This is a genomic window from Haloarchaeobius pelagicus (genome assembly GCF_051207375.1).
Classification (GTDB): Archaea; Halobacteriota; Halobacteria; order Halobacteriales; family Natrialbaceae; genus Haloarchaeobius.
On the sequence record NZ_JBPJZD010000001.1, the window covers coordinates 1626985 to 1650361 of the forward strand.

General features: G+C 66.9%; 28 protein-coding genes. 18 read left to right on the plus strand and 10 right to left on the minus strand.

What is annotated here, in order from left to right; all coding sequences use genetic code 11:
- Nucleotides 1-71: 71 nt before the first annotated feature.
- Both ACSC1S_RS08570 and ACSC1S_RS08575 read right to left on the minus strand, forming a co-directional pair.
- Nucleotides 72-1070, minus strand: coding sequence for a tyrosine--tRNA ligase (locus tag ACSC1S_RS08570; RefSeq protein WP_435363950.1), 999 nt, complete (start codon nt 1068-1070; stop codon nt 72-74).
- A gap of 75 nt (nt 1071-1145) precedes the next feature.
- Nucleotides 1146-1346 (minus strand): YMGG-like glycine zipper-containing protein, encoded by a 201-nt coding sequence (locus ACSC1S_RS08575; protein WP_435318428.1) that lies wholly within the window; start codon nt 1344-1346, stop codon nt 1146-1148.
- Between the two features lie 274 nt (nt 1347-1620).
- On the opposite strand from ACSC1S_RS08575, the gene ACSC1S_RS08580 reads away from it, so the two are divergent.
- Complete coding sequence (locus tag ACSC1S_RS08580) at nt 1621-2043, plus strand: DoxX family protein (protein ID WP_435363951.1); 423 nt, start codon at nt 1621-1623, stop codon at nt 2041-2043.
- 1 nt (nt 2044) lies between these two features.
- On the plus strand, nt 2045-2632 hold the full coding sequence (locus ACSC1S_RS08585; protein ID WP_435318430.1) for a flavin reductase family protein: 588 nt from the start codon (nt 2045-2047) through the stop codon (nt 2630-2632).
- A gap of 18 nt (nt 2633-2650) precedes the next feature.
- Here ACSC1S_RS08585 and ACSC1S_RS08590 read toward each other — a convergent pair whose 3' ends face one another.
- Nucleotides 2651-3073, minus strand: a complete 423-nt coding sequence (locus ACSC1S_RS08590) for an SRPBCC family protein (RefSeq protein ID WP_435363952.1) — start codon at nt 3071-3073, stop codon at nt 2651-2653.
- Nucleotides 3074-3189: 116 nt separating this feature from the next.
- Between ACSC1S_RS08590 and ACSC1S_RS08595 the strand changes: the two genes are divergently transcribed.
- The 4 genes from ACSC1S_RS08595 (at nt 3190) to ACSC1S_RS08610 (ending at nt 7481) form a co-directional block, all read left to right on the plus strand.
- Nucleotides 3190-4113 carry an ABC transporter ATP-binding protein gene (locus tag ACSC1S_RS08595; RefSeq protein WP_435363953.1) on the plus strand — a complete coding sequence of 308 codons (924 nt, stop codon included), beginning with the start codon at nt 3190-3192 and terminating at the stop codon, nt 4111-4113.
- A complete protein-coding gene (locus ACSC1S_RS08600) occupies nt 4110-5924 on the plus strand; it encodes an ABC transporter permease (RefSeq protein WP_435363954.1) in 1815 nt (604 codons plus the stop codon). The genes ACSC1S_RS08595 and ACSC1S_RS08600 overlap by 4 nt, the downstream gene beginning before the upstream one ends.
- An 85-nt stretch (nt 5925-6009) precedes the next feature.
- Nucleotides 6010-7041, plus strand: a complete 1032-nt coding sequence (locus tag ACSC1S_RS08605) for an ABC transporter permease (protein WP_435364599.1) — start codon at nt 6010-6012, stop codon at nt 7039-7041.
- Nucleotides 7042-7079: 38 nt separating this feature from the next.
- On the plus strand, nt 7080-7481 hold the full coding sequence (locus ACSC1S_RS08610; RefSeq protein WP_435363955.1) for a VOC family protein: 402 nt from the start codon (nt 7080-7082) through the stop codon (nt 7479-7481).
- On the opposite strand, the gene ACSC1S_RS08615 is transcribed toward ACSC1S_RS08610, so the two are convergent.
- Nucleotides 7482-7958: a PKD domain-containing protein gene (locus ACSC1S_RS08615; protein ID WP_435363956.1), complete on the minus strand. Its 477-nt coding sequence runs from the start codon at nt 7956-7958 to the stop codon at nt 7482-7484.
- A gap of 73 nt (nt 7959-8031) precedes the next feature.
- On the opposite strand from ACSC1S_RS08615, the gene ACSC1S_RS08620 reads away from it, so the two are divergent.
- On the plus strand, nt 8032-9006 hold the full coding sequence (locus tag ACSC1S_RS08620) for an aldo/keto reductase (RefSeq protein ID WP_435363957.1): 975 nt from the start codon (nt 8032-8034) through the stop codon (nt 9004-9006).
- 12 nt (nt 9007-9018) lie between these two features.
- Here the strand turns inward: ACSC1S_RS08620 and ACSC1S_RS08625 are convergent, their stop codons facing one another.
- Entirely contained in the window at nt 9019-9216 is a 198-nt protein-coding gene (locus ACSC1S_RS08625; RefSeq protein ID WP_435363958.1) for a DUF8145 family protein, read from the minus strand.
- Nucleotides 9217-9254: 38 nt separating this feature from the next.
- Nucleotides 9255-9758 (minus strand): macro domain-containing protein, encoded by a 504-nt coding sequence (locus tag ACSC1S_RS08630; RefSeq protein WP_435363959.1) that lies wholly within the window; start codon nt 9756-9758, stop codon nt 9255-9257.
- A gap of 119 nt (nt 9759-9877) precedes the next feature.
- On the opposite strand from ACSC1S_RS08630, the gene ACSC1S_RS08635 reads away from it, so the two are divergent.
- Nucleotides 9878-10021, plus strand: coding sequence for a hypothetical protein (locus ACSC1S_RS08635; RefSeq protein ID WP_435318439.1), 144 nt, complete (start codon nt 9878-9880; stop codon nt 10019-10021).
- A gap of 27 nt (nt 10022-10048) precedes the next feature.
- On the opposite strand, the gene dpsA is transcribed toward ACSC1S_RS08635, so the two are convergent.
- Nucleotides 10049-10579, minus strand: coding sequence for a DNA starvation/stationary phase protection protein DpsA (gene dpsA / locus ACSC1S_RS08640; RefSeq protein ID WP_435363960.1), 531 nt, complete (start codon nt 10577-10579; stop codon nt 10049-10051).
- Nucleotides 10580-10783: 204 nt separating this feature from the next.
- On the opposite strand from dpsA, the gene ACSC1S_RS08645 reads away from it, so the two are divergent.
- Nucleotides 10784-12211, plus strand: a complete 1428-nt coding sequence (locus ACSC1S_RS08645; RefSeq protein WP_435318441.1) for an aldehyde dehydrogenase family protein — start codon at nt 10784-10786, stop codon at nt 12209-12211.
- Between the two features lie 75 nt (nt 12212-12286).
- On the opposite strand, the gene ACSC1S_RS08650 is transcribed toward ACSC1S_RS08645, so the two are convergent.
- Nucleotides 12287-13579 (minus strand): type IV pilin N-terminal domain-containing protein, encoded by a 1293-nt coding sequence (locus ACSC1S_RS08650; RefSeq protein WP_435363961.1) that lies wholly within the window; start codon nt 13577-13579, stop codon nt 12287-12289.
- Between the two features lie 103 nt (nt 13580-13682).
- Nucleotides 13683-14861: a hypothetical protein gene (locus ACSC1S_RS08655; RefSeq protein ID WP_435363962.1), complete on the minus strand. Its 1179-nt coding sequence runs from the start codon at nt 14859-14861 to the stop codon at nt 13683-13685.
- 111 nt (nt 14862-14972) lie between these two features.
- On the opposite strand from ACSC1S_RS08655, the gene ACSC1S_RS08660 reads away from it, so the two are divergent.
- The 8 genes from ACSC1S_RS08660 (at nt 14973) to ACSC1S_RS08695 (ending at nt 20799) form a co-directional block, all read left to right on the plus strand.
- Complete coding sequence (locus ACSC1S_RS08660; RefSeq protein WP_435363963.1) at nt 14973-15407, plus strand: DUF7988 family protein; 435 nt, start codon at nt 14973-14975, stop codon at nt 15405-15407.
- Between the two features lie 55 nt (nt 15408-15462).
- Entirely contained in the window at nt 15463-15933 is a 471-nt protein-coding gene (locus ACSC1S_RS08665) for a YbaK/EbsC family protein (protein ID WP_435363964.1), read from the plus strand.
- Between the two features lie 146 nt (nt 15934-16079).
- Nucleotides 16080-18176, plus strand: a complete 2097-nt coding sequence (gene acs, locus ACSC1S_RS08670; RefSeq protein WP_435363965.1) for an acetate--CoA ligase alpha subunit — start codon at nt 16080-16082, stop codon at nt 18174-18176.
- Nucleotides 18173-19225 carry a phosphotransacetylase family protein gene (locus tag ACSC1S_RS08675; protein ID WP_435363966.1) on the plus strand — a complete coding sequence of 351 codons (1053 nt, stop codon included), beginning with the start codon at nt 18173-18175 and terminating at the stop codon, nt 19223-19225. The genes acs and ACSC1S_RS08675 overlap by 4 nt, the downstream gene beginning before the upstream one ends.
- A gap of 97 nt (nt 19226-19322) precedes the next feature.
- Nucleotides 19323-19451: a hypothetical protein gene (locus ACSC1S_RS08680; protein ID WP_435363967.1), complete on the plus strand. Its 129-nt coding sequence runs from the start codon at nt 19323-19325 to the stop codon at nt 19449-19451.
- A gap of 115 nt (nt 19452-19566) precedes the next feature.
- Nucleotides 19567-19884, plus strand: a complete 318-nt coding sequence (locus tag ACSC1S_RS08685) for a hypothetical protein (protein ID WP_435318449.1) — start codon at nt 19567-19569, stop codon at nt 19882-19884.
- The gene (locus ACSC1S_RS08690) at nt 19884-20276 is read left to right on the plus strand and encodes a hypothetical protein (RefSeq protein ID WP_435363968.1); all 393 of its coding nucleotides are present in this window, start codon (nt 19884-19886) and stop codon (nt 20274-20276) included. Before ACSC1S_RS08685 ends, ACSC1S_RS08690 begins: the two co-directional genes overlap by 1 nt.
- Nucleotides 20260-20799, plus strand: a complete 540-nt coding sequence (locus ACSC1S_RS08695) for a DUF7504 family protein (protein ID WP_435363969.1) — start codon at nt 20260-20262, stop codon at nt 20797-20799. Before ACSC1S_RS08690 ends, ACSC1S_RS08695 begins: the two co-directional genes overlap by 17 nt.
- A 15-nt stretch (nt 20800-20814) precedes the next feature.
- On the opposite strand, the gene ACSC1S_RS08700 is transcribed toward ACSC1S_RS08695, so the two are convergent.
- The gene (locus tag ACSC1S_RS08700) at nt 20815-21891 is read right to left on the minus strand and encodes a CNNM domain-containing protein (protein WP_435363970.1); all 1077 of its coding nucleotides are present in this window, start codon (nt 21889-21891) and stop codon (nt 20815-20817) included.
- 362 nt (nt 21892-22253) lie between these two features.
- On the opposite strand from ACSC1S_RS08700, the gene ACSC1S_RS08705 reads away from it, so the two are divergent.
- On the plus strand, nt 22254-23363 hold the full coding sequence (locus ACSC1S_RS08705; protein ID WP_435363971.1) for a pyridoxal phosphate-dependent aminotransferase: 1110 nt from the start codon (nt 22254-22256) through the stop codon (nt 23361-23363).
- Nucleotides 23364-23377 lie beyond the last annotated feature (14 nt).

Genomic DNA, 23377 nt, shown 5'->3' on the forward strand with positions numbered 1-23377 from the left:
CGTCTTGAAACCGTTCGAAGGCGATTCCGAGCGCTGTCGAGTGTCGCCGTCAGTGAAAAACGAAGACCGGGTCAGTTCCCGCGGATCTCGCGGAGCTTCTCACGGCCGTCCGCGATGAGTTCGTCGAGGTACTCCGCGAGCGTGTTCTTGGCGTCCGCCGGGTGCAACTCGCCCGATTCGAGATCGGCTTCGAGGGAGTCGTAGTCGTCGTAGACGAGGTCGCCGCCGTACTTCTCGGGGCGCTCGACCGTGACGGACTCGAAGCGCGGGAAGACGTGGTACCGGAACAGTTCGAGCACCGGGTTGTAGCGCTCGTTCCCGTCGTCGTCCGGTTCGGGCTCCGCGGTCGGCGGGCAGTACGCGGAGTTGACCTTGTCCTTGAGGTCCTCGGAGGAGTCCTCCATGGAGATGGTGACGCCCTTCGAGGAGGACATCTTGCCGACGCCAGTCTCGAGGTCGGCGAGGATGGGCGTGTGCAGGCACGGGCGGGTGTCGTACACGAGATTCGGCATCTCCTCGCGGTGGAGCATGTGGACCTTGCGCTGGTCCAGCCCGCCGACGGCGAGGTCGAGGTCGAGGTACTCGATGTCGAGCGCCTGCATCAGCGGGTAGACGACGTGGCTGACCTTCGCGGTCTCGCCCGACTGCAGTTCGGCCATCGCACGCTGGGCGCGGTTCAGGCTCGTGCTGAGCTCGAGCTCGTGGAGGTCCAGCACGTAGTCCTCGTCGAGCTGGAACTCGCTGCCGTAGACGAACTCGGTCTGTTCCTCGTCGAGGCCGTACGCGAGGAACTGCGCGCGCATTTGCTCGGCGGTGTCACGAATCTCCTCGAAGGTGCCCTTCCCGTTGAGGTAGGCGTGCACGTCCGCGAGCAGGATGACGACCTCGAATCCGGCGTCCTGGAGGTCGATGAGCTTGTTCGCGGTGAGGAGGTGCCCGACGTGGAGCACGCCGGAGGGTTCGTAGCCGACGTAGACCCGCTTGTCTGTGGGGTCCTCGGCCAGTTCGCGAACCTCCTCCTCCGTGATGACCTCCTCGGTGTTCCGAGTGATCAACTCGTAGGTGTCCATACGGAGAGAATTTCGCCCGGAGGCTTTGAAGGTTTTCTACCTGTGTCACCGCTTCAGAACGGGGTGGTAACCGACTCAGAACGGTTTGAAGACGTTCTCGACCGAGTCACGGACCGACCCGGCGATGTGACCGCTCGCCGCGCCGAACCCCGCGCCGATGCCGGACCCCACCGGGCCGAGCGGGCTTCCGATGGTCGCACCGATCTCTGCACCCTTCTTCGCGCCCTCTTTGGCGTGCGTGTTCTTGCGCATGCAGGGAGGCTTGAGTGGATTCATCGTGTCATCTCGCGGTAGGACGGCCACTCATAAAAATCCGAACCCGCCCCGGTCCCGCTGGGTCTCTCGTCGAGTGCTCACCGGCGTCGTGTCACCCCGCCGAGTTACATCGGTGTTAGCAGGTTGTAATCGATGCCATCTGGTTGCATTCATGTCCGCTGAATTATAAGTCGGTTCGGCATCGTACTAGGTTACGTGATGAAACTCAGAACGGTTTCGACCGACGGCTCGACCGATGCAGCAACCGACCGCGTCCACCGGGAGGTGGCCTGAGATGGCGCTCGAACTCACCGGCTCGGCAGGTCTCGCCCTGCTCGCCGCCCGCGTCCTCGTGGGTGGCGTGCTCGCCTTTATGGGGCTCAACCACTTCATGCAAACCGAAGACATGGCCGGGTATGCACAGATGAAGGGCGTGCCAGCACCGACGCTCGCGGTCACGGTATCGGGCGGGATGCTCGTCTTCGGCGGCCTGAGCATCGTCCTCGGCGCGTACGCCGCCATCGGGGCGGGCGCACTGGCGCTGTTCCTGCTGGTGACGACGCCGATGATGCACGACTTCTGGACGATGGACGACCCCGAACAGCAACAGAGCGAGATGATCAACTTCCTGAAGAACGTCGGCCTGCTGGGCGCGGTCCTCGCGTTCCTGGTGCTCGCCGGGACCCAGTGGCCGTACGCCGTCGGGGTGGGCCTGTAAGATGGAGATCGACCCCGCCGAGGTGGATGGCTCGCTCTACCGGACACTCTCCGGGTCCGTGGTCCCCCGGCCCATCGCCTGGGTCAGCACGACCAGTGAGGACGGCGTCGACAACCTCGCGCCGTTCTCCTTCTTCACGGTCGCGGCTATCGACCCGCCCATCCTGGTGTTCGCGCCGGTCGACGGGCCCGACGGCCTGAAGGACACCCCGCGGAACGTCCGCGACACCGGGGAACTCGTGGTCAACATCGTGACCGACGACACCGTCGAGGCGATGAACCAGACGGCCGCGACCCTGCCCGCCGACGAGAGCGAGTTCGACCAGTCGGGCGCGACCCGTGCCGAATCGACGCGCGTCTCGCCCCCGCGAGTGGCGGAGTCACCCATCGCGTTCGAGTGCGAACTGTACGACCTGCAGGACGTGGGGAGTTCGAGCCTGATACTCGCGGAGGTCGTCTACGTCCACGTCGCCGACGCGGTGACGACCGACGGGAAGGTCGACGTGGAGAAGCTGGACGCCGTAGGTCGCATGGCGGGCTCGTGGTACGCGAGCACCGACGACCGGTTCTCGCTGGAGCGACCGCCGTAGTTCCCTGTTTTCGAACCCTCACTCCGGCCCGAGCAGGATGTCCTGGATGTTCGAGAGCGCTCGCTGGCAGACAGGCACGTACCCCGCCGCCAGCAGTGGCACCTCGAAGACGACCCGACAGCGCTCCTCCCCCAGGTACTCCACCCGGTGGCCGGTCGCCGGGATGCCCGCCACGTCCCAGGTCCAGCGCTCGCCGTCGGAGAAGGTCACCTCGAAGGGGACCCAGAAGCTGCCGACGATTCGCACCTTCCCCTCGTCGCCGGCCCCGATGAACCGGTCCGGTGCCTCGACGTCGGTGACGGTCGGCCCCCAGTCGGGCCAGCGCCACGTATCCGTGAGCAGTTCCCACGCGAGCATCCGGTCCACCGGCAGGTCCCGGCCGACCTCCAGCCGCCGACCGTCCGGGGTCTGGGCGAGTCGGACCTGTGGCTGTGACTGCATGTGACAATATTTGTCACACTTCGGATTAAGGCTACCGTCGGGTGATTTCGCGTCACCCGGTTGACGTACGGGGCCGGTATATTCAACTAGGCCGCGTTCTTGGCTCAGGACAACGAATGATAACCGTCGAGGACCTCCGCAAATCGTACGACGGGTTCGTGGCCGTCGACGGCAGTTCCTTCACCATCGACCGGGGCGAGGTCTTCGGCGTCGTCGGGCCGAACGGTGCGGGAAAGACGACGACGTTGAAGATGCTCGCCGGCCTCATCGAGCCGACGAGCGGCCACATCTCGATCGCCGGCCACCCCGCCGGCGACACCGACATGCGTCGGAATCTCGGCTTCCTCCCCGAAGAGTCGCCGCTCTACGAGGAGATGACGGCACACTCCTATCTCGAGTTCTTCGCCGACCTCTACGACGTCCCCAGCGACGTGGCAACAGAGCGCATCACGACCGCGCTGGACCGCCTCGACCTCGAACACCGCGACCGGCGCATCGGCGACATGTCCAAGGGGATGAAGCGCAAGGTCGCCATCGCCCGGTCCCTCGTCAACGACCCGGACGTGCTCATCTACGACGAGCCCGCATCGGGACTCGACCCCCTCACGACGAACTACATCATCGAGTTCACCGAACAGCTCGCCGCCCAGGGCAAGACCATCGTCTTCTCCGCGCACAACCTCTACCACGTCGAGAGCATCTGCGACCGCGTCATCGTGATGAACCACGGCGACATCATCGCCCGCGGCAGCCTCGAAGAGATCCGCCAGGAGCACGGCCGGACCGCGTACCACGTGTTCACCGACGTTCGTGTCGGCGACGGCGAGCGCGTCGGTGACGGCCGGTTCGAGACGGTCGTCTCGGACATGGACGCCGTCGAACGGCTCCGATCGCAGGCGACGAGCCGGGGTGGCTCCATCGTCGACTTACAGACGAAGAACCCGAGCCTGGAGGACATCTTCCTCGACATCGCCGGCGAGACGCCCGAGGAGGCCCGTGAGGCGGAGCAGGACCGGACCCTCGGGGAGGCCGAGACGTGAGCAGGCGCGGCCTCGACCGCGTCCTCTCGCTCCGCAAGACCCTGCGCATCGCTCGCTGGGAGGTCGCCCGTAGCGCCGGCAGCCTCGACCGCCAGACGGTCGCGCTCGCGCTCGTTCTGGTGGCCGTCGGCGCAATCGTCGGGCCGACCGTCGTCGCACAGGGCCCGGGCCTCGACGACGGTATCTACCGGGTCGGCGTCGAGGAGGACTCGCCCTACCACGACGTGGTCACGAACACCAGCCAGTTCGTGGCCAGACCGGACGACGCCAGCGCGGCCGCCCTGAAATCGGGCGAGATAGACATCCTGATTCCCGAACGGGGTGAGCCCATCCCCAGACCGACCCGGAAGGGCCAGGCCGCCTATGCGGAGTTCCGGACGGCGGTCCAGGAGTACAACGACCGGCTGATGGGCACCGAGTCGAACCAGAGCGCCGCGTTCCCGGTCGACGTCTCGCTCCAGTACGAGAGCCGCGCCGGCAGCGCCCTCACCGGCGGTACCGGGGGCGGTGACAGAACGGGCGATGGCGGCGGAACCGGTGGCGACGGCGGCACCGGGAGTGCAGCAGGTGGCGGAAGCGACGGCGGCCAGGCAGCGGGCGGCGACGACGGGCAGGTCCGAGCTCCGCAGCTCGGCGGCTCGGCCATCGTCAGTGGCTCGACCTCGGGCTCGCCGAGCAACATCAGCCCGCCGTTTCCGTTCGCCTCGCTGGTGCTCGCGTTCCTGTTCATCGTCCCGATGAACTTCATCATCCAGGCGTACGGCAGCACCATCATCAACGAGCGCATCAACCGTCGCGGCGAGTTGATGCTGGTCTCCCCGGTCTCGCGCCGGGACATCATCGCGGGCAAGACCCTGCCCTACCTCGCGGCGCTGCTCGTCATCACGGTCGCCATCGCCATCCTCATCGGCGGGACCGCGGTGTCGGTGGCAGCTGTCCTGCCCATCGCGCTCCTGTTCCTGTCGGCGACGTTCGTCGGCGGGATGTTCGCGCGGTCGTTCAAGGAACTCACCTTCGTCACCATCAGCGTCTCCGTGTTCATGACCTCGTACGTGTTCGTGCCGGCCATCTTCACGGACGTGACGCCCATCGCGCTCATCTCGCCGCTGACGCTGGTCGTGATGGACCTGCAGAACGAGGCGGTGACGCTCGGAGAGTACGCCTTCTCGACGCTCCCGTTCTACCTGACCGCGCTCGCCCTGTTCACCTTCGGTGCGGGCACCTACCGCGAAGAGGACATGTTCAGCCAGCGCCCGGTCCACCAGAAGGCGCTCGACGCCATCGCGACCCGGGTCCGGAACAAGCGGACGGTCGCGCTCGTCACCGCGCTGTTCCTCCCGTTCGTCTTCGTCGCCGAGTTGCTCGCCATCGCGGTGCTGTTCATCGTCCCGGAGGCCCTCTCGGTGCCGGTGCTGTTCGCCGCCATCGCCCTCATCGAGGAGACCGCGAAGAGCATCCACGTCTACGCCGGGTTCGAGTACGCGCGCTTCGAGCGCTCGCCGAAGACCGCGGTCGTGCTCGGGCTGGTGAGCGGGGCTGCCTTCTTCGTCGCGGAGAAGCTCACCCTGCTGGTCCAGCTGGTCCAGTTACAAGAGCTTACGCTCGGCCAGCGGGCGTACCCAGAGGCCGCGGCGACCGACCCCGTCGTCGTCCTCGGCCTGCTCTTGCTCCCGCTGGGGCTCCACACCGTCACCGCGACCATCTCCGCGCTCGGCGCGCAGCGCTCGAAGCGCACGTACGCGGCCGCCTTCCTGCTGGCGGTCGTGGTCCACGTGGCGTACAACATGGGGGTGACCCAGCTTGTCCCGTGAGCCACCCCGTCCCGAACACGGGACCTCGGCGGCCGAGCGCGAGAGTGAGTCCCGGAGCGGTGCCTCGTGGCGCGCCCGACTCACCATCGCGCGCCGGGAGATCGGCTCGCTCCGGAGCGAGAAGACCATCGTCCTCGCGTTGCTCATCCAGCTGTTCGTGGCGACGTTCTCCTCGTTCCTCGTCGTCGGGCTGGTGTCGCTGTACGACCCCGGGTCGGTCGAGGGGTACGAACTCGACATGGCCGTGACCGGCAACGCCTCCGACGAGGTCATGCAGGCGGTCCGCCAGCAGAGCGGTATCTCCCCGACCAGATACGCCACGGCCGCGGACGCCCGGGCGGATTTCCAGGACCGGCGGGTCGACGCGGTGATGGTCGCCACACAGGGTGAGGACGGGACGGTGTACGTCACGACCAGCGTCCCGAAGGAGAACCTGCGGACGACCATCATCGTCGTCCAGGTCCGGGACACGCTGGAGTCGATGGAGGAGAACCTCCGGCGGGACTACCGCGGGTCGCTCGAACACACCGTGCTCGAAGTGCCCCAGAAACGCGGCTCCAGTCCGTACTTCGGGTTCACCTACACCGTGCTGGTACCCCTGCTGATGTTCCTCCCCGTGTTCATCAGCGGCTCCATCGCGGTCGACTCGCTGACCGAGGAGATGCAACGCGGGACCCTCGAACTCCTCCGCGTGGCACCCGTCTCGCTGGCCGACATCGTCGATGCCAAACTGCTCGCGACCGCGGTGCTCGCACCCCTGCAGGCCGCGGTCTGGCTCTTGTTGCTGTGGGTCAATGGGACGAACATCGCGAACTGGCCGATGCTGGTGGCGATGGTCGCCGGGCTGTCGTTCACCGTCGTCACGGTCGGGCTGACCATCGCACTGCTTTCCTCCGACCGCCGGCAGGCCCAGTTCCTCTACTCGACGGGGGTGCTGGGGGCGATCACGGTCACCGGCCTGTTGCCGGAACACCCGGCGAACACCATCGCCAGGCTCGCCATCGGCAGTGCTGGGCCGTTCACCTGGGGCTTCGCGGTGGGGTACGTCCTGCTCGGGGTGGTGACCTATCTCGGGATGCGCGTCGGGATGCGGTACGTGAACGCCGAGTCGGTCTGACCGGGTGGATTCTTGCTGCGACGCAGCGTGCTGCAGCCATGGACCCACGCATGACCATCGTGACGCTCGGGGTCGACGACCTCGACGCCGCCATCGAGTTCTATCGTGACGGCCTCGGTTTCCCGATTCGAGACCGGAACCCGGACGACGACATCGCCTTCTTCACGCTCGACGGAACCTGGCTCGCGCTGTACCCGTGGGACGCGCTGGCCGAGGACGCGACGGTCCCGGCTGAGGGGGACGGGTTCTCGGGCGTGACCCTCGCCCACAACGTTCCAGACTCTGCCGAGGTCGACGCGGTACTGAGCGAGGCGGTGGCGGCCGGTGCGGACCTCGTCAAACCCGCACAGGACACGTTCTGGGGTGGGTACTCGGGATACTTCGCCGACCTGGATGGGCACCTCTGGGAGGTGGCGTCACCGGTACTCGATGGGATGTGACTACAGCGACCGCATCACTAGCGGGACGCCCAGCGTCCCCATCCCGATGATGACCAGGGCGTAGAACGCGTACAGTCCCCAGAACTGTAACGACGGGAGCGGATCCCACCCATCGTCGTGGTACCGGAACACGTCGTAGGTCACGCTCTCGCGGAGGGTCTCGCCATCGGTCGTCTCGACGACGACCGTGATGGTCCGGTTCCCCTCCTGCATGAACCGGTAGTTGGCCTCGGTTCCGGTGGCGGTGGACCCATCGGGGAACTGCCATGTGACCGACTCGATATCGGCACCGGCGACACTCACGCTGAAGTTCTCGCTGTAGTTGTAGACGGCCGTCTCGGGGCCGTGGACGACGACGTCGGGCGACCCGGACTCGTTCTCCTGGAGACTGACCGACCCAGATTCGGCCGCCGCGGGGGCGGCGAACAGGAGGCAGACCAGGGCGACGACCGCGACTGCGAGGTGGAGGGCACGCATATTTCACCCAAATCACGTCGGATACTTAATCAATCTGGCGATGTTTTTCACCCCGGGGGCCGTCGCCCCGTCCATGGAGTACACGACACTGGGTGACACCGGTATGGAGGTCAGCCGAATCTGTCTCGGGTGCATGAGCTTCGGGACCTCGGACTGGCGCGACTGGGTCCTCGACGAGGAGGAGGGCATCGAACTCGTGAACCGGGCACTCGACCTCGGTATCAACTTCTTCGACACCGCGAACATGTACTCGGACGGCGAGTCCGAGCGCGTCCTCGGGAAGGCCCTGGAGGGTCAGCGCGACGAGGCCGTCGTCGCCACCAAGTGCTACTTCCAGATGGACGAGGACGACCCGAACTCGGGTGGACTCTCCCGGAAGGCCATCGAACAGGCGCTGGAGGGGTCGCTGGACCGGTTGGGCATGGACACCATCGACCTCTACCAGATTCACCGCTGGGATTACGACACACCCATCCAGCAGACCATGCGCGCGCTCGACGATGCGGTCCGCCGCGGGAAGGTCCGGTACCTCGGCGCGTCCTCGATGTGGGCCCACCAGTTCGCCGAGGCGCTGCACAGCAGCGACCGCCTCGGGCTCGACCGCTTCATGACGATGCAGAACCACTACAACCTCCTCTACCGCGAGGAGGAACGCGAGATGCTGTCCCTCTGTGAGAAAGAAGGGGTCGGCGTCATCCCGTGGTCGCCACTTGCCCGTGGGTACCTCGCCCGCCCGCACGAGGAGTTCGACGCGACCATCCGCGGGAAAAGCGACGACTACGCGAGGTCCCACCCGTACTTCGAGGGCGGCGGCCGCGAGGTGAACGAACGGGTGCAGGAACTCGCCGAGCAGGAAGGCGTCTCGATGGCCCAGATCGGCCTCGCGTGGCTGTTCTCGAAGGATACCGTCGACGCGCCTATCGTGGGCACGACGAGCATCGAACACCTCGAAGCCGCGGTCGAAGCACTGGATATCGACCTCTCCGAGTCCGACGTGGAGTGGCTCGAAGAACCGTACGAGCCGGTTCGCGTGTCTGGGCACGACTGAGCCGTCCGCTCTTCATTCTTCGACCGCTGCCTGCGCGTGGGTGTGGTGATAGAACCTGATTCGTGGCCCATCGATCGGCTCGACACAGACCCGGCGGTAGCGCTCGTTGTCGAGCAGGTTTATCATGAGCCCGCGCTCGTGGTCCGAGACGGAGTCGTACGCTTGCGCACAGACCGGGCACGCCTCGGGGGCGTCCGCAGGGACGTCCATGCTCCCTGCTCAGGACCGGACCGAGAAAGCCCGCTCGCCTACTGGAACTCGCTCGCGATCTCGCGAATCGTCTCGAACTCCTCGTCCGAGTAGGCGATGAACCGAACGTCGGTGAGCGTCGTGGGTTCGTAGGTCGAAATCTCCTCGCAGATGAGTCGCGCCCCCTCGCTCGTGTCGAAGCCGGCGACGCCACACCCGAGCGCCGGTATCACGAGCGACTCGCAGCCGCGTTCGTCGGCTGCAGCCAGCGCGTTCCGGGTCGCGTCGCGGATGCTCTGGACCGTGGCCTTCCCGTCGCCGTAGTGGGGCATCGCCGCGGCGTGGATGACGTACTCGGCGTCGAGGTCGAAGGCGTCGGTCACCGCGACCGCGCCGAGGTCGACGGGTCCCTTGGCCATCGCGGCCTCGTTGAGTCCCTCGCCCGCACCGCGGCGGAGCGCGCCCGCGACCCCGCTCCCCATCCGGAGGCTAGTCCCGGCCGCGTTCACCAGTGCGTCTGCGGACTGTCGTGCGATGTCCCCCTGGACGACGGTGAACTGCATGGCCGACCGTGCTCGCGAGACGGGGATAAAACTGGGGCCGTAGTGGTACAGTGTGTCACGGTTTCGGCGGGGGCTGTCGAACCGCAACACTTAGATTTAGGTTTGCCTAAAGGGCTGCTATGAGCGACGGACGGATGGACGAACTGGAGTCGCTGCCGCCGGTCCGTGCGAACGAGACCAGCCCCGGCCGCGTCGTCTTCTGCGAACACGACAACTCCGACGGCTGGATCGCGACGGACCTCACTGTCGACGCCGACCCATAAAAACCGGAAAACAGCCCGACCGATCTCTTACTGGACGAGCGTGTCGTCCTCGAGGTAGTGGTGGATGGAGTGGATGAACTCCTCCAGTTCGAGGAGCTGCTCGCGGAGCATGTGGGCGGTGGCGTGGTCGCCGAGGTTCGTGGCGACCTCGATGTGCTCGCGCATGGTCTCGATGATGTCGCCGCCCATCTCCATGTCGTTGTGCAGCGAGGTGCGGATGTCGTAGACGTGCTCGTCCTCGGGCGCAACGGGCGAGGCGTCGGCAAGGGCCTGCATGCTGCCGTGCGGTGCCCCACCGAGCGCCTGGAGGCGCTCTGCCTGCGCGTCGGCGGCCTCCTCGAGTTCGTGCGCGAACTCACCGAGGAAGAGGTGGATATCGCGGAACTCGGCCCCCTCGACGTTCCAGTGGTGCTTGCGAACCTGGTGGTACAGTGTGTACGTCGCCGCGAGGTCTGTGTTGAGCGCGTCGATGACCTGCTTGGCCTTCTTCTCGTCGAGACGGAGCGGGTTCGATTTGACTGTGTTGGCCTGCTGGCGGACCGACTTCTGGGTACTCATCGTCCTACATACGTTGACTGACAGCTTAAGCGTATGTCTGCGTGCTATTGTCTGGTCTGCGTCTCTCGTGCAGCCTTCAGGTACCGCCACGAACCCCTACCCTGTGCGATAATGATTGTTCTCGTGTGTTTTGCCGGAAATCAACCGCCGTCCGTTAATTCGCTCATGAGTAAATTTTTAGTTCTGGCGCTCCTACGTACTGGTATGGCTACGAAGACGGCACAGCGGAAAGAGCGGCTACTCGTCGGCGGCGAGTGGGTCGACAGCGAATCGACGCTCCCGGTAACCGACCTGGCCGACGGTGGGCACTTCGCGGAGGTCGTGGCTGCCTCCCCGGAACAGGCAGAAGACGCGCTCGCATCGGCACACGCGATGAAGGAGACCCTGCGAGAGACGACGCTCGTCGAGCGCGCCGAGTGGATGCTCGAGATCGCAGACAAGCTCGAGGCACGCGAGGAGGAACTCGCGGAGGTCATCGTCCGCGAGGCGGGCAAGCCCATCTCCTCGGCCCGTGGCGAGGTCGGCAGCGCGGCCGAGCGCTTCCGGCGCGCCGCCGAGGAGATCCGCCACATCAAGGGCCAGTTCCGCGAGGGCACCACCGCGGGCCACGAGGGCTGGGAAGCCATCGTGAAGCACGAGCCCGTCGGGACCGTGCTCTGCATCACCCCGTACAACTACCCCCTCGCGACCACGGCGCTCCAGGTCGCTCCCGCGCTCGCTGCCGGGAACAGCGTCGTCCTCAAGCCCGCGACGAAGACGCCCGTCAGTGGGGCCATCCTCGCGGAGGTCGTGAACGAGGTCGTCCCCGACGGGACGCTCAACTTCGTCACCGGCAAAGGGTCCGAGATCGGTGACATCCTCGCCGGCGACGACCGCATCAACGCGGTCGCGATGACCGGCTCCTCGGGCGCGGGCAAGCACGTCGCCAAGGAGTCCGGCATGGTCAACCTCCACATGGAACTCGGCGGGAACGCCCCGGCCGTCGTCTTCCCGGACGCCGACCTCGACGAGGCCGCCGCGGCCGCCGCGAAGGGCTCGCTCAAGTACGCCGGCCAGCGCTGTTCCGCCGTCTCCCGCGTCCTCGCACACGAGGACATCCACGACGAACTGGTCGAGACCATCGAGGAGAAGATGGGCGACTGGATCAAGGGCGACCTCTTCGACGAGGACACCGACCTCGGCCCCCTCATCTCCGAGGACCAGGCGGAATGGGTCGAAGGACTCGTCGAGGACGCTCTCGACAAGGGCGCGACGCTCGTCACCGGTGGCGAACGCGACGGCCGCGACTTCGAGCCGACCCTGCTCGCGGACGTCCCCCACGACGCCCGCATCGTCCACGAGGAGCAGTTCGGCCCGGTCTGTGCCGTCACGAAGGTCGCCGACGAAGACGAGGCCGTCGCGCTGGCGAACGAGGGCGACCTCGCGCTCGACGCCGCCGTCTTCACCGCGGACTACGACCGCGCGATGAAGCTCGCGAACGTCATCGACGCCGGTGCGGTCCGCATCAACGGCGCCCCGAGCCACGGGCTCGGCGACATCCCGTTCGGCGGCAACAAGGACTCCGGTATCGGGCGTGAGGGCCTCGACGCCTCCATCCACGCCTTCCTCCGCAAGAAGAGCATCGTCCTGTAAGCCGGGACGGCGCTGAATCCTCGATTCCGTCTTCGACTTTTCTCTCTTCGTTCTCGTCTCCGTTTCAGGGACCGTTCAGGGCAGCGTGAACCGCGCAAGCACAGAGCTAACACCGTCCTTTGTCCACGTAATCTGAATCGCTGCACCAGATTCGGCCTCGCTCACGTCGACAGTGAGGGCGTCACCAGCTTGGACAGACTCGTAGTTCTGAGCCCACTGTGCGGCGGTCTCCTCGCCGTCGAGGGTGACGGTGAGGTTCTCGGCCGTGGCGGTGTCGCCGCCCTCGTGTCTGAGGCGGACCTCGCCCGCCTCGGCGTCGTACTCGAAGCCGAAGTTTATCTGGGGTGGCCGGGCCGGACGGGTCGTCCGCTCGCCGGGGTCGCCGTCGGAGAGCAGGTCGAACTTCTCGGTCGGGATGGTCCCCGTCGCGAGCAGGACGCGCCCCTGCGTCTCGGCGGTGAACTCGCCGTAGTCCCGGAAGCCGCGCCGGTCCGCGAGGTAGGACGAGAGGTCGCTCTCGGCCGGAACCTCTCCCTCGGGGTAGGCGACCGCGACCGCGACCGTCGTCTCCTGGGCGCCGAATGTCCAGGCGTAGCCGGAGCCGGTCCCTGACCCGACGACCCCGCTCCCGTTCACGTCCCGCGCCGTCACGACACCGAAGTGGCCGGCCGGGAGTGCATTCCGGATGGTCGTGAGGTCGTCGCTGGTCTCGACGTAGCGCGGTTCTTCCCCGTTCTTCGCGCCCAGCGCGGCCGCGATGATTTCTGTTGGGGACTCGCTGTTTCGCGTGAGCACGATGGTCCCGTCGACCGCCACGCAGGCCAGTTGCGTGCCCTCCACAGAGCCAGTGTACGTCGTCTGTCCCGACACCGTCCCGTCCGCCGTGAGGCCCGCATCCGTGAACGCGGTCTCCAGGTCGGTGTCGGCCTTGCTCGTCGCCGCGAGGATGAGCTGACCGGACTGGGCATGGACGACGGACTCGACGGTCCCTGGTTCGGGCTCCAGTAGCGAGACGGGGCCGAGGACGGTCTTCCGGAAGGTCGGGTAGGCGTTGGTCTCGCCGCCGAAGGCGTCGCGGAGCTCGTAAATGGCGGCGGCGTCGGCAGTGACGAGTTCGAAATCGCGGTCGGCGCCCGGGAAGGCATCGGGGGCGGGAACCCACGAGAGCAATTCCGTGGATTCCGACCCGGTCGAGGTCTCGGTCGGCGTCCCGGTCTCGCTTCCGGTCTCGGTCCCGGTATCGGGCTGTGACGACGTGGTCGTGTCGCCGCCACCGGTCGACTCGTCGAGACAGCCGGCGAGACCGACCAGTGACGCTGTACTCGTGAGTCCGACCTGTAACAATCGACGGCGGGAGGGCGAAGGCATACCCGACTGTACTGAAATCGGATAGATAACTGCTGTGTCTGGTTCGAGGCGTGACACTGGGTCGCAGGGGCCGAATCGCCACCGCTGGCCGGGGACACCTGGGTCAGTTGCAGTTCTGGAGCGTCGCTTCCGCGATGAGCGACTCGCTTCCGTCACCGTAGTCCCAGTACAGTTCCAGCTGAATCGTCTCCGCCGTCACGTCGCTCACGTCGACCGTGGCCGAATCACCCGCTTCCAGCGTCTCGCTGGGCGCGGCTATCGCCCTCGTCTCCCCGTTGACCCTCGGTACGAGGTGTTCCACGTGTACTGGCTCACCCTCTTCGACGGTCACCGTCACTTCTCCCGAGCCCGCCTCGCAGGAGAACGAGAACGCCGCGTTCGGGGCGGACCGTGTGGTCGTCCCGGAGCCGCCCTCGCCGGGCGTACCCTCCTGCAACAGGTCGAAGTCCGCCAGGGGCTGGGTACCAACCTGTGAGACCACCCGGCCGTCGGTCGACGGCTCGCCCCACTCGTAGTCCTCCATGCCCCTGGTCATCGAGGTCATGTCCGAGAGGGTGCTCTGGTCGGTGCTGTCTGCGTCCGCGAAGGCGATGGCGAGCGTGAGTTCAGCCGTCTCCTCCCCGAAAGTCCACGAGAAGGCGGTCACAGTCGTTCCGCTGTCGCCCGGCGTTTCCGACCCGCTGAACAGCTCCAGCGAACCGCCGGAGACCACCTCGGCGAGGTCGGTGTACGGGTCAGACACGGCTTTCAGGCGTTCCGCCTCCCCGGCGCTCGCGTCGAGAGCGCTCCGAATGTCATCGTCGTTGGTGCCGACCACGAGGGTCTTTCCGTCGACGGCGACGATCTGTTCGTGCCCCTTGTAGAGGGTCGCGTCGCGGTGTGACCCCGATTCGGTGTAGTCACCTTCGGCCAGTTTCGAGTCGGCGTCGCCGCTGGAGAGGGCGACGACACTTATCGCGCTGGCCTGGACCGTCGCATCGACCGAGGAGGCCGGGAACGGGAGGTGTATCTCGCCGGGGTCGTACGCCGACGCGAGTTGACTCCCAACGTCAGCCGAGAGGTCGTCGACCATCGTCTCCAGCCGCGGGGCGTCGGTATAGAGGACGTTGATTCGCCGGCTGCCATCGTCGCCGTAGGCGGACGCAGGCAGGTAGTTCGTGAGTGCAGAGCGCGAAGCACCACCACTGCCACCCATCCCGGGGACAGAGTCGAGACAGCCAGCGAGAGAACCGAGTGCGAGCGTCGAGCCGAGACCGGAGAGGATGGTCCGTCTATCGTGCATGGCTGACACCTCTCGCCATTTTATATAAATCCACCGTCACGTCCGGCGGGGCTGTTCTGCATTCCCGGTGCCGACGGCGGCTTTTTCACCCCCGCACGCGAACCCGTCGCCGTGACCGACCCCGATGCTGCCGCCCGCGCCGCGCTACTCGATACCCACAGCGACCTCCTCGTCGCGGTCGCCGACTGTGCCGACGAGGTCGCTGCGGCCTGGGACGGCCCGGCGACCGACCGCCGGCAGGTGGTCGACCCGCTGACCGCCCTGTTCCGCCAGCGCGGCATCCTCGCGCAGCTCCCCGAGGTGCTCGCGACGGCAGTCGACGCAGCAGGCTACGACCTCCGGGCAGACCCGGTCCCGGCACCGCCGTACGTCGTCGTCACGAGTACCGGGCCGGTTCTGCGGGCGACGGTTGCCGACGGCCGGCTCGTGGTCCGGGTCGAGTGCTTCGAGCTGGTTCCCGACGAGGCCGGTGGGAAGCCCCGGTACGTCAGGCGCGACGGGGCACCCGAAGACGCACTGTCTGTGACCTTCGTCCAGTCGCGGTAGCGCAAGCCGTACCGGCGAACGTAGCTTTTTGTTCTCCGGCGGTATCACGCCGACCATGCACGAGAGCGCCGCCGAGTTCGTCGCCGAAGCCAGCGACCGCTACGGGTTCGACCCGGACGTGATGGAGTTCCCCGAGGGGACGAAGACCGCCGCCGACGCGGCCGACGCCATCGGCTGTGACGTGGCCCAGATCGGCAGCAGCATCGTCCTCGTCGCCGACGGTGAGGTCGTCGTGAGCGTCACCTCCGGCGCGAACCGGGTCGACACCGACAAGCTGGCCGGGCTGGTGGGTGCCGAATCAGCCCGGATGGCGAACGCCGACGAGGTGAAGGAAGCGACCGGGTGGAGCATCGGCGGGGTCCCGCCCTTTTGTCACGCGACCGACCTGCCGGTGTACCTCGACGAGACGCTGACGGCGTTCGAGACGGTGTGGGTCGCTGCGGGGACGCCGACGACCGTCTTCCCCATCGCGCCCGATGAGTTGCTCGAGTACTCGGGGGCGACGGTGGCCGACGTGGCGGAGTAGTGGGTCGGCGGGGGCACGACGCTGCAGTCTCCCCCCGAAGCACACCACCATTGCGAGTGAAACTCTGGCGCACGGCGTCGGGACGATACCCGCGAAATGGTAACCGTCGCGCACCTTTATCCCGGGTCGGCGAGACGTTCTAGTTGATGGGAACGTTGACAGGCTTGTTCGCGCCAGAGCGGGTCGCCGTGGTCGGGGCGACCGACCGTGAGGGCTCGGTCGGGCGTGCGATACTGGAGAACCTCCGCAGCTTCGACGGGGACGTCGTGGCCGTCAACCCGAGCCGGGACGAAGTGCTCGGGCAGGCGTGTTACGACGACTTACAGGGCGTCCCCGACCCCGTCGACCTCGCGGTGGTCGTCGTCCCGGTGAGATTCGCCGTCGACGTCGTCCGCGACGCTGGCGAGGCCGGCGTCCAGAACGTCGTCGTCATCACCGCCGGCTTCGGTGAGACCGGCGGGGAGGGCGCGAGCCGGGAACAGGAATTGAAGGCGGCCGCCGAGGAGTACGACCTGAACCTCGTCGGCCCGAACTGCCTCGGCGTGATGAACACCGGGGTCAACATGAACGCGACGTTCGGCCCGGAGATGGCCCTGCCGGGAAACATCTCCTTCATGAGCCAGTCCGGCGCGTTCATCACGGCGGTGCTGGACTGGGCGAACGACCAGAACATCGGCTTCAAGGACGTGGTCTCGCTCGGCAACAAGGCCGTCCTCGACGAGACCGACTTCGTCCGCGCCTGGGGGGACGACCCCGACACCGACGTGGTGCTCGGGTACCTCGAATCCATCCAGGACGGCCGCGAGTTCATCGAGGCGGCGCGCGACACCACGTCGGACACGCCGGTCGTCGCGGTCAAGTCCGGGCGCACCGACGCCGGGGCGAAGGCCGCATCGAGCCACACCGGGGCCATCGCCGGCAGCGAGGCCGCCTACGAGGCCGGTCTCGAACAGGCTGGCGTGCTCCGGGCGGAGTCGGTCCAGGAGCTGTTCGACTCGGCCCGCGCGCTCTCCGGGCAGCCCTTGCCCGAGACCGACGAGGTCGCGGTCATCACGAACGCGGGCGGCCCCGGCGTGATGGCGACCGACGCCATCGGGGACAGTTCGCTCTCGCTGGCCTCCTTCACCGAGGACACCCTCGACCGACTCAAGGAAGAGATGCCCGACGAGGCGAACGTCTACAACCCGGTGGACGCCATCGGGGACGCCGACATCGACCGGTTCGAGACGGCCATCGACATCGTGCTCGACGACCCGAACGTCGCGGCCGCGGTCGTCGTGAGCGCCCCGACCGCGGTGCTCGACTACGCCGACCTCGCCGAGGTGGTCGTCGAGAAACAGGCCGCGTACGAGAAACCGACGCTCACCTGCCTGATGGGCGGAGAGCGCACCGGCCCGGCCGCCGAGACCCTGCGTGAGGCCGGCATCCCGAACTACTTCGACCCGGCCCGCGCCGTCGACAGCATCGACGCGCTGGCCCGGTACCGCCGCATCCGGGACACCGACTACCAGCCCGCGACCGAGTTCGACGTGGACCGCGAGGCTGCCCGCGAGGTGCTGGAACAGGCGAAGGTCAGGGACGACAACCGCCTCGGCGTGGAGGCGATGGGCCTGCTCGACGCCTACGGTATCCCGACGCCCGACGGCGAGGTCGTCGACTCGCCGGGCGAGGCGGTCCAGACCGCGGCCGACATCGAGGGCCCGGTCGTGATGAAGATCGTCAGCCCGGACATCCTGCACAAGTCCGACATCGGCGGGGTGAAGGTCGGCGTCGAGACCGACGACGTGTACGACGCCTTCGAGGACCTCATCACCCGGGCCCGGAACTACCAGCCCGACGCGAACATCCTGGGCGTGCAGGTCCAGGAGATGGTCGACCTCGAGGAGGGGACCGAGACCATCGTCGGCGTCAACCGCGACCCGCAGTTCGGCCCACTCGTCCTCTTTGGACTGGGCGGCATCTTCGTCGAGGTGCTGGAGGACACGACCCTGCGGGTCGCACCCGTCTCCGAACCGGAGGCCCGGGACATGATCGACGACATCCAGGCGGCCCCGCTGCTGCGCGGAGCCCGCGGCCGAACCCCGGCCGACGTGGATAGCATCGTCGAGACCATCCAGCGGCTCTCACAGCTCGTGACCGACTTCCCGCAGATACTGGAACTGGACATCAACCCACTGGTCGCCGGCCCCGACGGGGTTCAGGCGGTCGACATCAGACTCACCGTGGACACGGAGGACCTATGAAATCGTTACTCGTCACCGCGAACGCAGAAAGCACCGGCAAGACAGCCATCACCCTCGCCCTCGCCAGCATCGCACAGGAGCGAAACGGCAGCGTGGGCTACATGAAACCGAAGGGCACGCGCCTGCAGTCGAACGTCGGAAAGACGCTCGACGAGGACCCGATGCTGGCGAAGGAACTGCTCGGTCTCGACGCCGAGATGCACGAACTCGAACCCGTCGTCTACTCGCCGACGTTCATCCAGCAGGTGGTTCGTGGGCGAGAGGACGCCGACGAGGTTCGCAAGCGGATCTCCGAGGCGTTCGACTCGCTCGCGGCCGACCATGACCAGATGTTCCTCGAAGGCGGCGGCCTCAGCACGGGGAACATCATCGACATCGCCGACGGCGACATCGCCGAACTCGTCGATGCAGAGGTGCTACTGGTCTGCTCGTACGACCGCATCAACGACGTGGACGAGGTGCTCGCGGCCGTCGACGACATCGGACGCGACCGGCTCCGCGGCGTCGTGTTCAACCGCGTCCCCGACGGCGTGTACGAGGAACTCGACGACGACGTGGTGCCGTTCCTCGAGAAGCGCGGCGTCCCGATCGTGGGAATCGTCCCGCGTGATAAGCACCTCGCGGGCGTGACGGTGCAGGAACTCGCCGACGAACTCGGTGCCGATGTCCTCACGGACGTGGCCATGGACGGGTTCGTCGAACGCTTCAGCGTCGGCGCGATGGGTGCCGACGCGGCCCTGCGCGGGTTCCGCCGGACGAAAGACGCCGCCGTCATCACGGGTGGGGACCGCGCCGACATCCAGTCGGCCGCGCTCGAAGCCCCGGGCGTGAAGTGTCTCATCCTCACCGGTGGCCACCGGCCATCGGGTGCCGTGCTGGGCAAGGCCGCCGAGAAGGGCGTGCCCATCATGGTCGTCCAGGCCAACACCATCACGACCGTCGAACGCGCCGAGGACGTGGTTCGCGTGGGCCGCACCCGCGACGAACAGACCGTCGAGACGATGGTCGAGTTGCTCCGCAACCACGCGGACATCGACGCCCTGCTCTGAGGACGGGCCGACCGAACCGGTGGCTGGTCCCGATGGGAGTGGACCGGGACCCCGATTAGGCCCGACTCATTTCCATCCGGCGCTGCTCGCGTCGGATATGGAACTCTCATCGTGGTTCGTCGTCGCTGGCGCGATCATGTTCGTCATTCCCGAGCCGGTCACGTCCGTGCTCGGTGTCCTGACTGCACTCGTCGGCGCGGTGCTTCGGTACGGCTTCGGCATCTGAACCGGCTCGCCCGACCGGTCCGGCCGAACCCGCTGCCAAAGCCTTTTTTAGCACCGGTCACAGATGAGCAGAAAGTGATGCAGACGAACGGCCTCGGCGACCGTGGTGGTCGCGAGTGATATCCGAGGAGACCTACTGGCTCCTCGTCCAGGCCGTGACGGTCGCCAACATCGTCGTGCTGAGCATCGGCTTCGTGCTGTCGCTCATCGCGGTCCGTGGGTTCAGCGGGGCACCCATCAACCGGATGCTGAAGCCGATGCCGGTCGTCTTCGGGGCGTTCATCCTCACGAACGCGCCGGTCGCCGCGTTCTACCTCTTCGAACTCCCCTACTACCGGGTGCTGTTCAGCATCGTGTTCACGGTGGCCGTCCTCGCCGCGGTGGTCGCCGCCCTGCAGGCGGTCTACCTCCTGACCGAACGGAGGGACCTCTGATGGTGCTCGACCTGCTCCTGGAGAACCCGTTCCAGGTCGTCACGGCGATACACATCGCCCTGTTCCTCGCGGCCTCGCTGTTGTTGCTCTACCCCGCCATCGCGTACGCCCAGAACGTCGCCTACACCGAGGGTATCGTCGGGCTCTCGGTCGGCCTGTTCCTCGTGACCGTCGCGAACGTCCTCGGGTTGCTCATCGAGTACGACATCATCCTGCCCGACCTCTACAGCTCCTTCCTGGTCACGAGCATCCTGAACCTCGGGGCCTCGACCTGCGCCACCATCGGTATCTACTACTTCGCGAGACAGTTCATCGACACCGGCCAGTCGTCGTTCGAGGCCGAGACGCACACAGACACCACCGGAGGGTTCGAAGATGCGGACGACGATTGAACGAGACCCGGTGGCGGTCGACGCGGGCACGCAGGCGCTCGTGCTCATCTCGTCGCTCCGGTCGCCGCTCTCGCTGATTCCCGAATCCGCCTTCGAGAACCTGCTCGTGGTGTCGACCACGCGCTCGCCGACGAAGATAGAACAGCTCGTCCGGGACCGCGGCGGCGACCCGAACAAGGTCGGTGTCGTCCCGGTCTCCGGGTCGCCCGTGGACTACGACGGGCCGATGTGGACCGGGTCGGTCGTCCATCCGAACGACCTGAGCGGCATCCACCAGCAGTTCTCGACCGGGATGAACTACGTCAAGCCCGGCGAGGGCTGGGTGGTCTTCGACAACGTGAACGTCCTGCTGATGTACGCGGAGCCGTCGGGCGTCTACCAGCTCGTCGAGTCCGTCGCCACCCAGACCCGGGACCGGCGGGCCAGCGGCGCGTTCGCACTGGTCCGCGACGCGGTCGCCGACTCCACCTACGAGCGGTTCAGGGGGCTGTTCGACACCGAACTCGACCAGCGCGAGCCGTGAGAAGGAGTACTGGTTCTACGACGCGTCGAGCGGGTCGGTCTGCTCGCCGGTGATGACCTCCCAGGCGTCGGTCGGGGTGAGCAGTCCGACGACCTCGCCACCGCGTTCGACGAGTGCGAGCTCCTCGCCAGCGGCCTGGAACTCGTCGATGGCGTCCGACACCGAGGTCTCCGCCGGGAGCGTCATCGGCGAGCCGGCACAGTCGGTCAGGTCAGTCTCGCCCGAGCGGAGCCCCTCGAAGTCCCGGAGGACTGCCGGGGCGTACACCGCACCGCGGTAGTCGTCGAGGGTGTCACCCACCAGCGGGAACCGGGTGTGCGGGTTGTCGCGCATCCGGTCGAGGTTCGTCTCCACGTCGTCGCCGACGTGCAGGGTCACCGCCTCGTCGATGGGGACCATGATGTCCTCGATGGGTTTCTCGTCGATCTCGAACGCGGCCAGGACCTCCTGTCGGCGTTCCTGGGGCAGGTCGGACTTGCCAAGCACGTCGCCCATCCGGGTCCGCAGCTCGGCACGGGAGGAGAGGGTCTCCTCGCCCTCCTCCAGTTCTTCTTCCGCCCACGACCGGGTCATCTCGACACCGAACAGGCCGAGGATGGCCTTCGCGATGCGGTCCGCGAGGCGGATGAACGGGGACATGAGCTTCGTCCAGAGCGAGAGCGGCCGGGAGCCGTACTTCGCGGCCGTCTTGGTGCGCTCGACACCGAAGTAGGTCGGGGCCTGTTCGCCGATGACGACGTGCATGAAGTTCATCAGGCCGAACGCGGTGATGGCCGCGATGGCGGTGTGCGACCCCGGCTGGGCGAGACCGACCAGGACGAACAGCGGGTTGATGGCGGCCGACAGCGCGGGTTCGGCGACGACACCGAGACCGATCGAACAGACGGTGATACCGACCTGGCAGCCCGAGAGATAGATCTCGAGCTCTTCGGTCATCTCCCACGCCCGTTCGAGTCCCCGGTGACCGGTGAACTCGGACCGGGGGAACTGCCTGATGCGCGTCATCGCGAACTCGGTCGCGACGAAGAACCCGTTCGCGAGCAGGAGGGCGAAACCACCGAGGAGTCTGGCGGCAGTAAGCAACTCGCTCATCGCCAGACCGTGGTGGTTCCGGTCACTTAGGTATGGGGTCTATTCTCGCTAGGCTGGAACGGTCGAACCCCGGAATCAGTCGATTCCTGTGGCTCCTCGGTCGGCGGCGTGGACACTCGGTGGGTCAAAAACGGTGGGGGAGAACCCCCCAATCAACGACCGACTCGGGCAGGGCCGGTCGTCGAGGGCCGGATTGTCAGAGGCACCCCGGCACTCACACAAAATGGAGTGACAGATTTATCCTCATGCACTCGGGAGATGGCCGAGTGTCGAATACTAGTATAAAAAAGTTTTGTGTATTTATATACTGCCGACCGCGCCGGAGCCGAACACTCAACTACTCGGCCGTGTGACCCGCTGATATGTTCCCCACCATCGAGTACCTCGAGTGGATCGCGGGGAGACCCGACGCCGCGACCCACGACCTCGGGTCGAGCGACCTCCGTGGGACCTTCCAGCACCAGCGCGGGCCGGTCCCTGGCCGGCTGGCCGGGCTGGAGGACCCACCGCCGGACCGGGGGGTCGAGACGCAACTCGCCGACCTCTACGAGGTGGACGAAGCGAACGTCCTCGTGACCGCGGGAGCGACCACCGCGAACTTCGTCGCGATCGCCACCGCCCTCCAACACACCGGGCCGGCGGCTGAGGAGCCACGGCCCCAGGTACTCGTCGAGAAACCCGGGTACGAACCGCTTCGTGCGACCCCGCAGGGGCTCGGCGGCCGGGTCGACCGCTTCCTCCGACCGCCAGAAGACGGGTACCCGCTCGACCCGCACCGGGTCGAGGCCGCACTGACCGAGGACGCGAACCTCGTCATCACGACCAACCGGCACAATCCCTCCGGGACGTTCACTCCCATCGAGACGCTCGCCGAGACGGCACAGCTCGCCGGGGACGAAGGGGCCCGGCTCCTCGTCGACGAGGTGTACGCGCCCTACGTCACCGAGCCCACGTCGGAGGGAGCCTTCGGCGCGCCGACCGCGGCTGGCATCGAGAACACCGTCGTCACGGGGTCACTGACCAAGTTCATGGGGCTGGGCGGGCTTCGGGTCGGCTGGCTCGTCGCCGATGAGGAGTTCATCTCACAGGCCCAGTCCGTCGCCTGGCACCTCCCCGCGCTGGCCGAACCCAGCGTCGCCCTCGCCGGTCGGGCACTCGAACACCGGGCCGAGCTCATCCCGGTCCAGCGTGACCTGTTGCGCGCGAACCACGAGCTACTCGCCTCGTTCGTCGACGAGCGCGAGGACCTCACGGGGGCGATTCCACCGGGCTCGCTGTACGGCTTCGTCGAGCACGAGTCCGTCGATGGCGACGAGATCGCCGCCAGAGCGTGGGAGGAGTACGACCTGCTGGTCGTGCCGGGCCGCTTCTTCGACCGCCCGGGTGCGGTCCGCCTGAGCCTCGGTCGCGCCACTGCCCACTGTGAGGACGCACTCGCCGTCCTCGCCGAACTGCTCGACACGCTGTCGTGAGAGTCTGACCAAGA

Bases quoted from the DNA above. Each gene is read 5' to 3' on its own strand.
- ACSC1S_RS08570 (WP_435363950.1), bottom strand. From the start codon at position 1,070: ATGGACACCTACGAGTTGATCACTCGGAACACCGAGGAGGTCATCACG.
- ACSC1S_RS08575 (WP_435318428.1), bottom strand. From the start codon at position 1,346: ATGAATCCACTCAAGCCTCCCTGCATGCGCAAGAACACGCACGCCAAA.
- ACSC1S_RS08580 (WP_435363951.1), top strand. From the start codon at position 1,621: ATGGCGCTCGAACTCACCGGCTCGGCAGGTCTCGCCCTGCTCGCCGCC.
- ACSC1S_RS08585 (WP_435318430.1), top strand. From the start codon at position 2,045: ATGGAGATCGACCCCGCCGAGGTGGATGGCTCGCTCTACCGGACACTC.
- ACSC1S_RS08590 (WP_435363952.1), bottom strand. From the start codon at position 3,073: ATGCAGTCACAGCCACAGGTCCGACTCGCCCAGACCCCGGACGGTCGG.
- ACSC1S_RS08595 (WP_435363953.1), top strand. From the start codon at position 3,190: ATGATAACCGTCGAGGACCTCCGCAAATCGTACGACGGGTTCGTGGCC.
- ACSC1S_RS08610 (WP_435363955.1), top strand. From the start codon at position 7,080: ATGGACCCACGCATGACCATCGTGACGCTCGGGGTCGACGACCTCGAC.
- ACSC1S_RS08615 (WP_435363956.1), bottom strand. From the start codon at position 7,958: ATGCGTGCCCTCCACCTCGCAGTCGCGGTCGTCGCCCTGGTCTGCCTC.
- ACSC1S_RS08620 (WP_435363957.1), top strand. From the start codon at position 8,032: ATGGAGTACACGACACTGGGTGACACCGGTATGGAGGTCAGCCGAATC.
- ACSC1S_RS08625 (WP_435363958.1), bottom strand. From the start codon at position 9,216: ATGGACGTCCCTGCGGACGCCCCCGAGGCGTGCCCGGTCTGTGCGCAA.
- ACSC1S_RS08630 (WP_435363959.1), bottom strand. From the start codon at position 9,758: ATGCAGTTCACCGTCGTCCAGGGGGACATCGCACGACAGTCCGCAGAC.
- ACSC1S_RS08635 (WP_435318439.1), top strand. From the start codon at position 9,878: ATGAGCGACGGACGGATGGACGAACTGGAGTCGCTGCCGCCGGTCCGT.
- dpsA (WP_435363960.1), bottom strand. From the start codon at position 10,579: ATGAGTACCCAGAAGTCGGTCCGCCAGCAGGCCAACACAGTCAAATCG.
- ACSC1S_RS08645 (WP_435318441.1), top strand. From the start codon at position 10,784: ATGGCTACGAAGACGGCACAGCGGAAAGAGCGGCTACTCGTCGGCGGC.
- ACSC1S_RS08650 (WP_435363961.1), bottom strand. From the start codon at position 13,579: ATGCCTTCGCCCTCCCGCCGTCGATTGTTACAGGTCGGACTCACGAGT.
- ACSC1S_RS08655 (WP_435363962.1), bottom strand. From the start codon at position 14,861: ATGCACGATAGACGGACCATCCTCTCCGGTCTCGGCTCGACGCTCGCA.
- ACSC1S_RS08665 (WP_435363964.1), top strand. From the start codon at position 15,463: ATGCACGAGAGCGCCGCCGAGTTCGTCGCCGAAGCCAGCGACCGCTAC.
- acs (WP_435363965.1), top strand. From the start codon at position 16,080: ATGGGAACGTTGACAGGCTTGTTCGCGCCAGAGCGGGTCGCCGTGGTC.
- ACSC1S_RS08675 (WP_435363966.1), top strand. From the start codon at position 18,173: ATGAAATCGTTACTCGTCACCGCGAACGCAGAAAGCACCGGCAAGACA.
- ACSC1S_RS08680 (WP_435363967.1), top strand. From the start codon at position 19,323: ATGGAACTCTCATCGTGGTTCGTCGTCGCTGGCGCGATCATGTTCGTC.
- ACSC1S_RS08690 (WP_435363968.1), top strand. From the start codon at position 19,884: ATGGTGCTCGACCTGCTCCTGGAGAACCCGTTCCAGGTCGTCACGGCG.
- ACSC1S_RS08695 (WP_435363969.1), top strand. From the start codon at position 20,260: ATGCGGACGACGATTGAACGAGACCCGGTGGCGGTCGACGCGGGCACG.
- ACSC1S_RS08700 (WP_435363970.1), bottom strand. From the start codon at position 21,891: ATGAGCGAGTTGCTTACTGCCGCCAGACTCCTCGGTGGTTTCGCCCTC.
- ACSC1S_RS08705 (WP_435363971.1), top strand. From the start codon at position 22,254: ATGTTCCCCACCATCGAGTACCTCGAGTGGATCGCGGGGAGACCCGAC.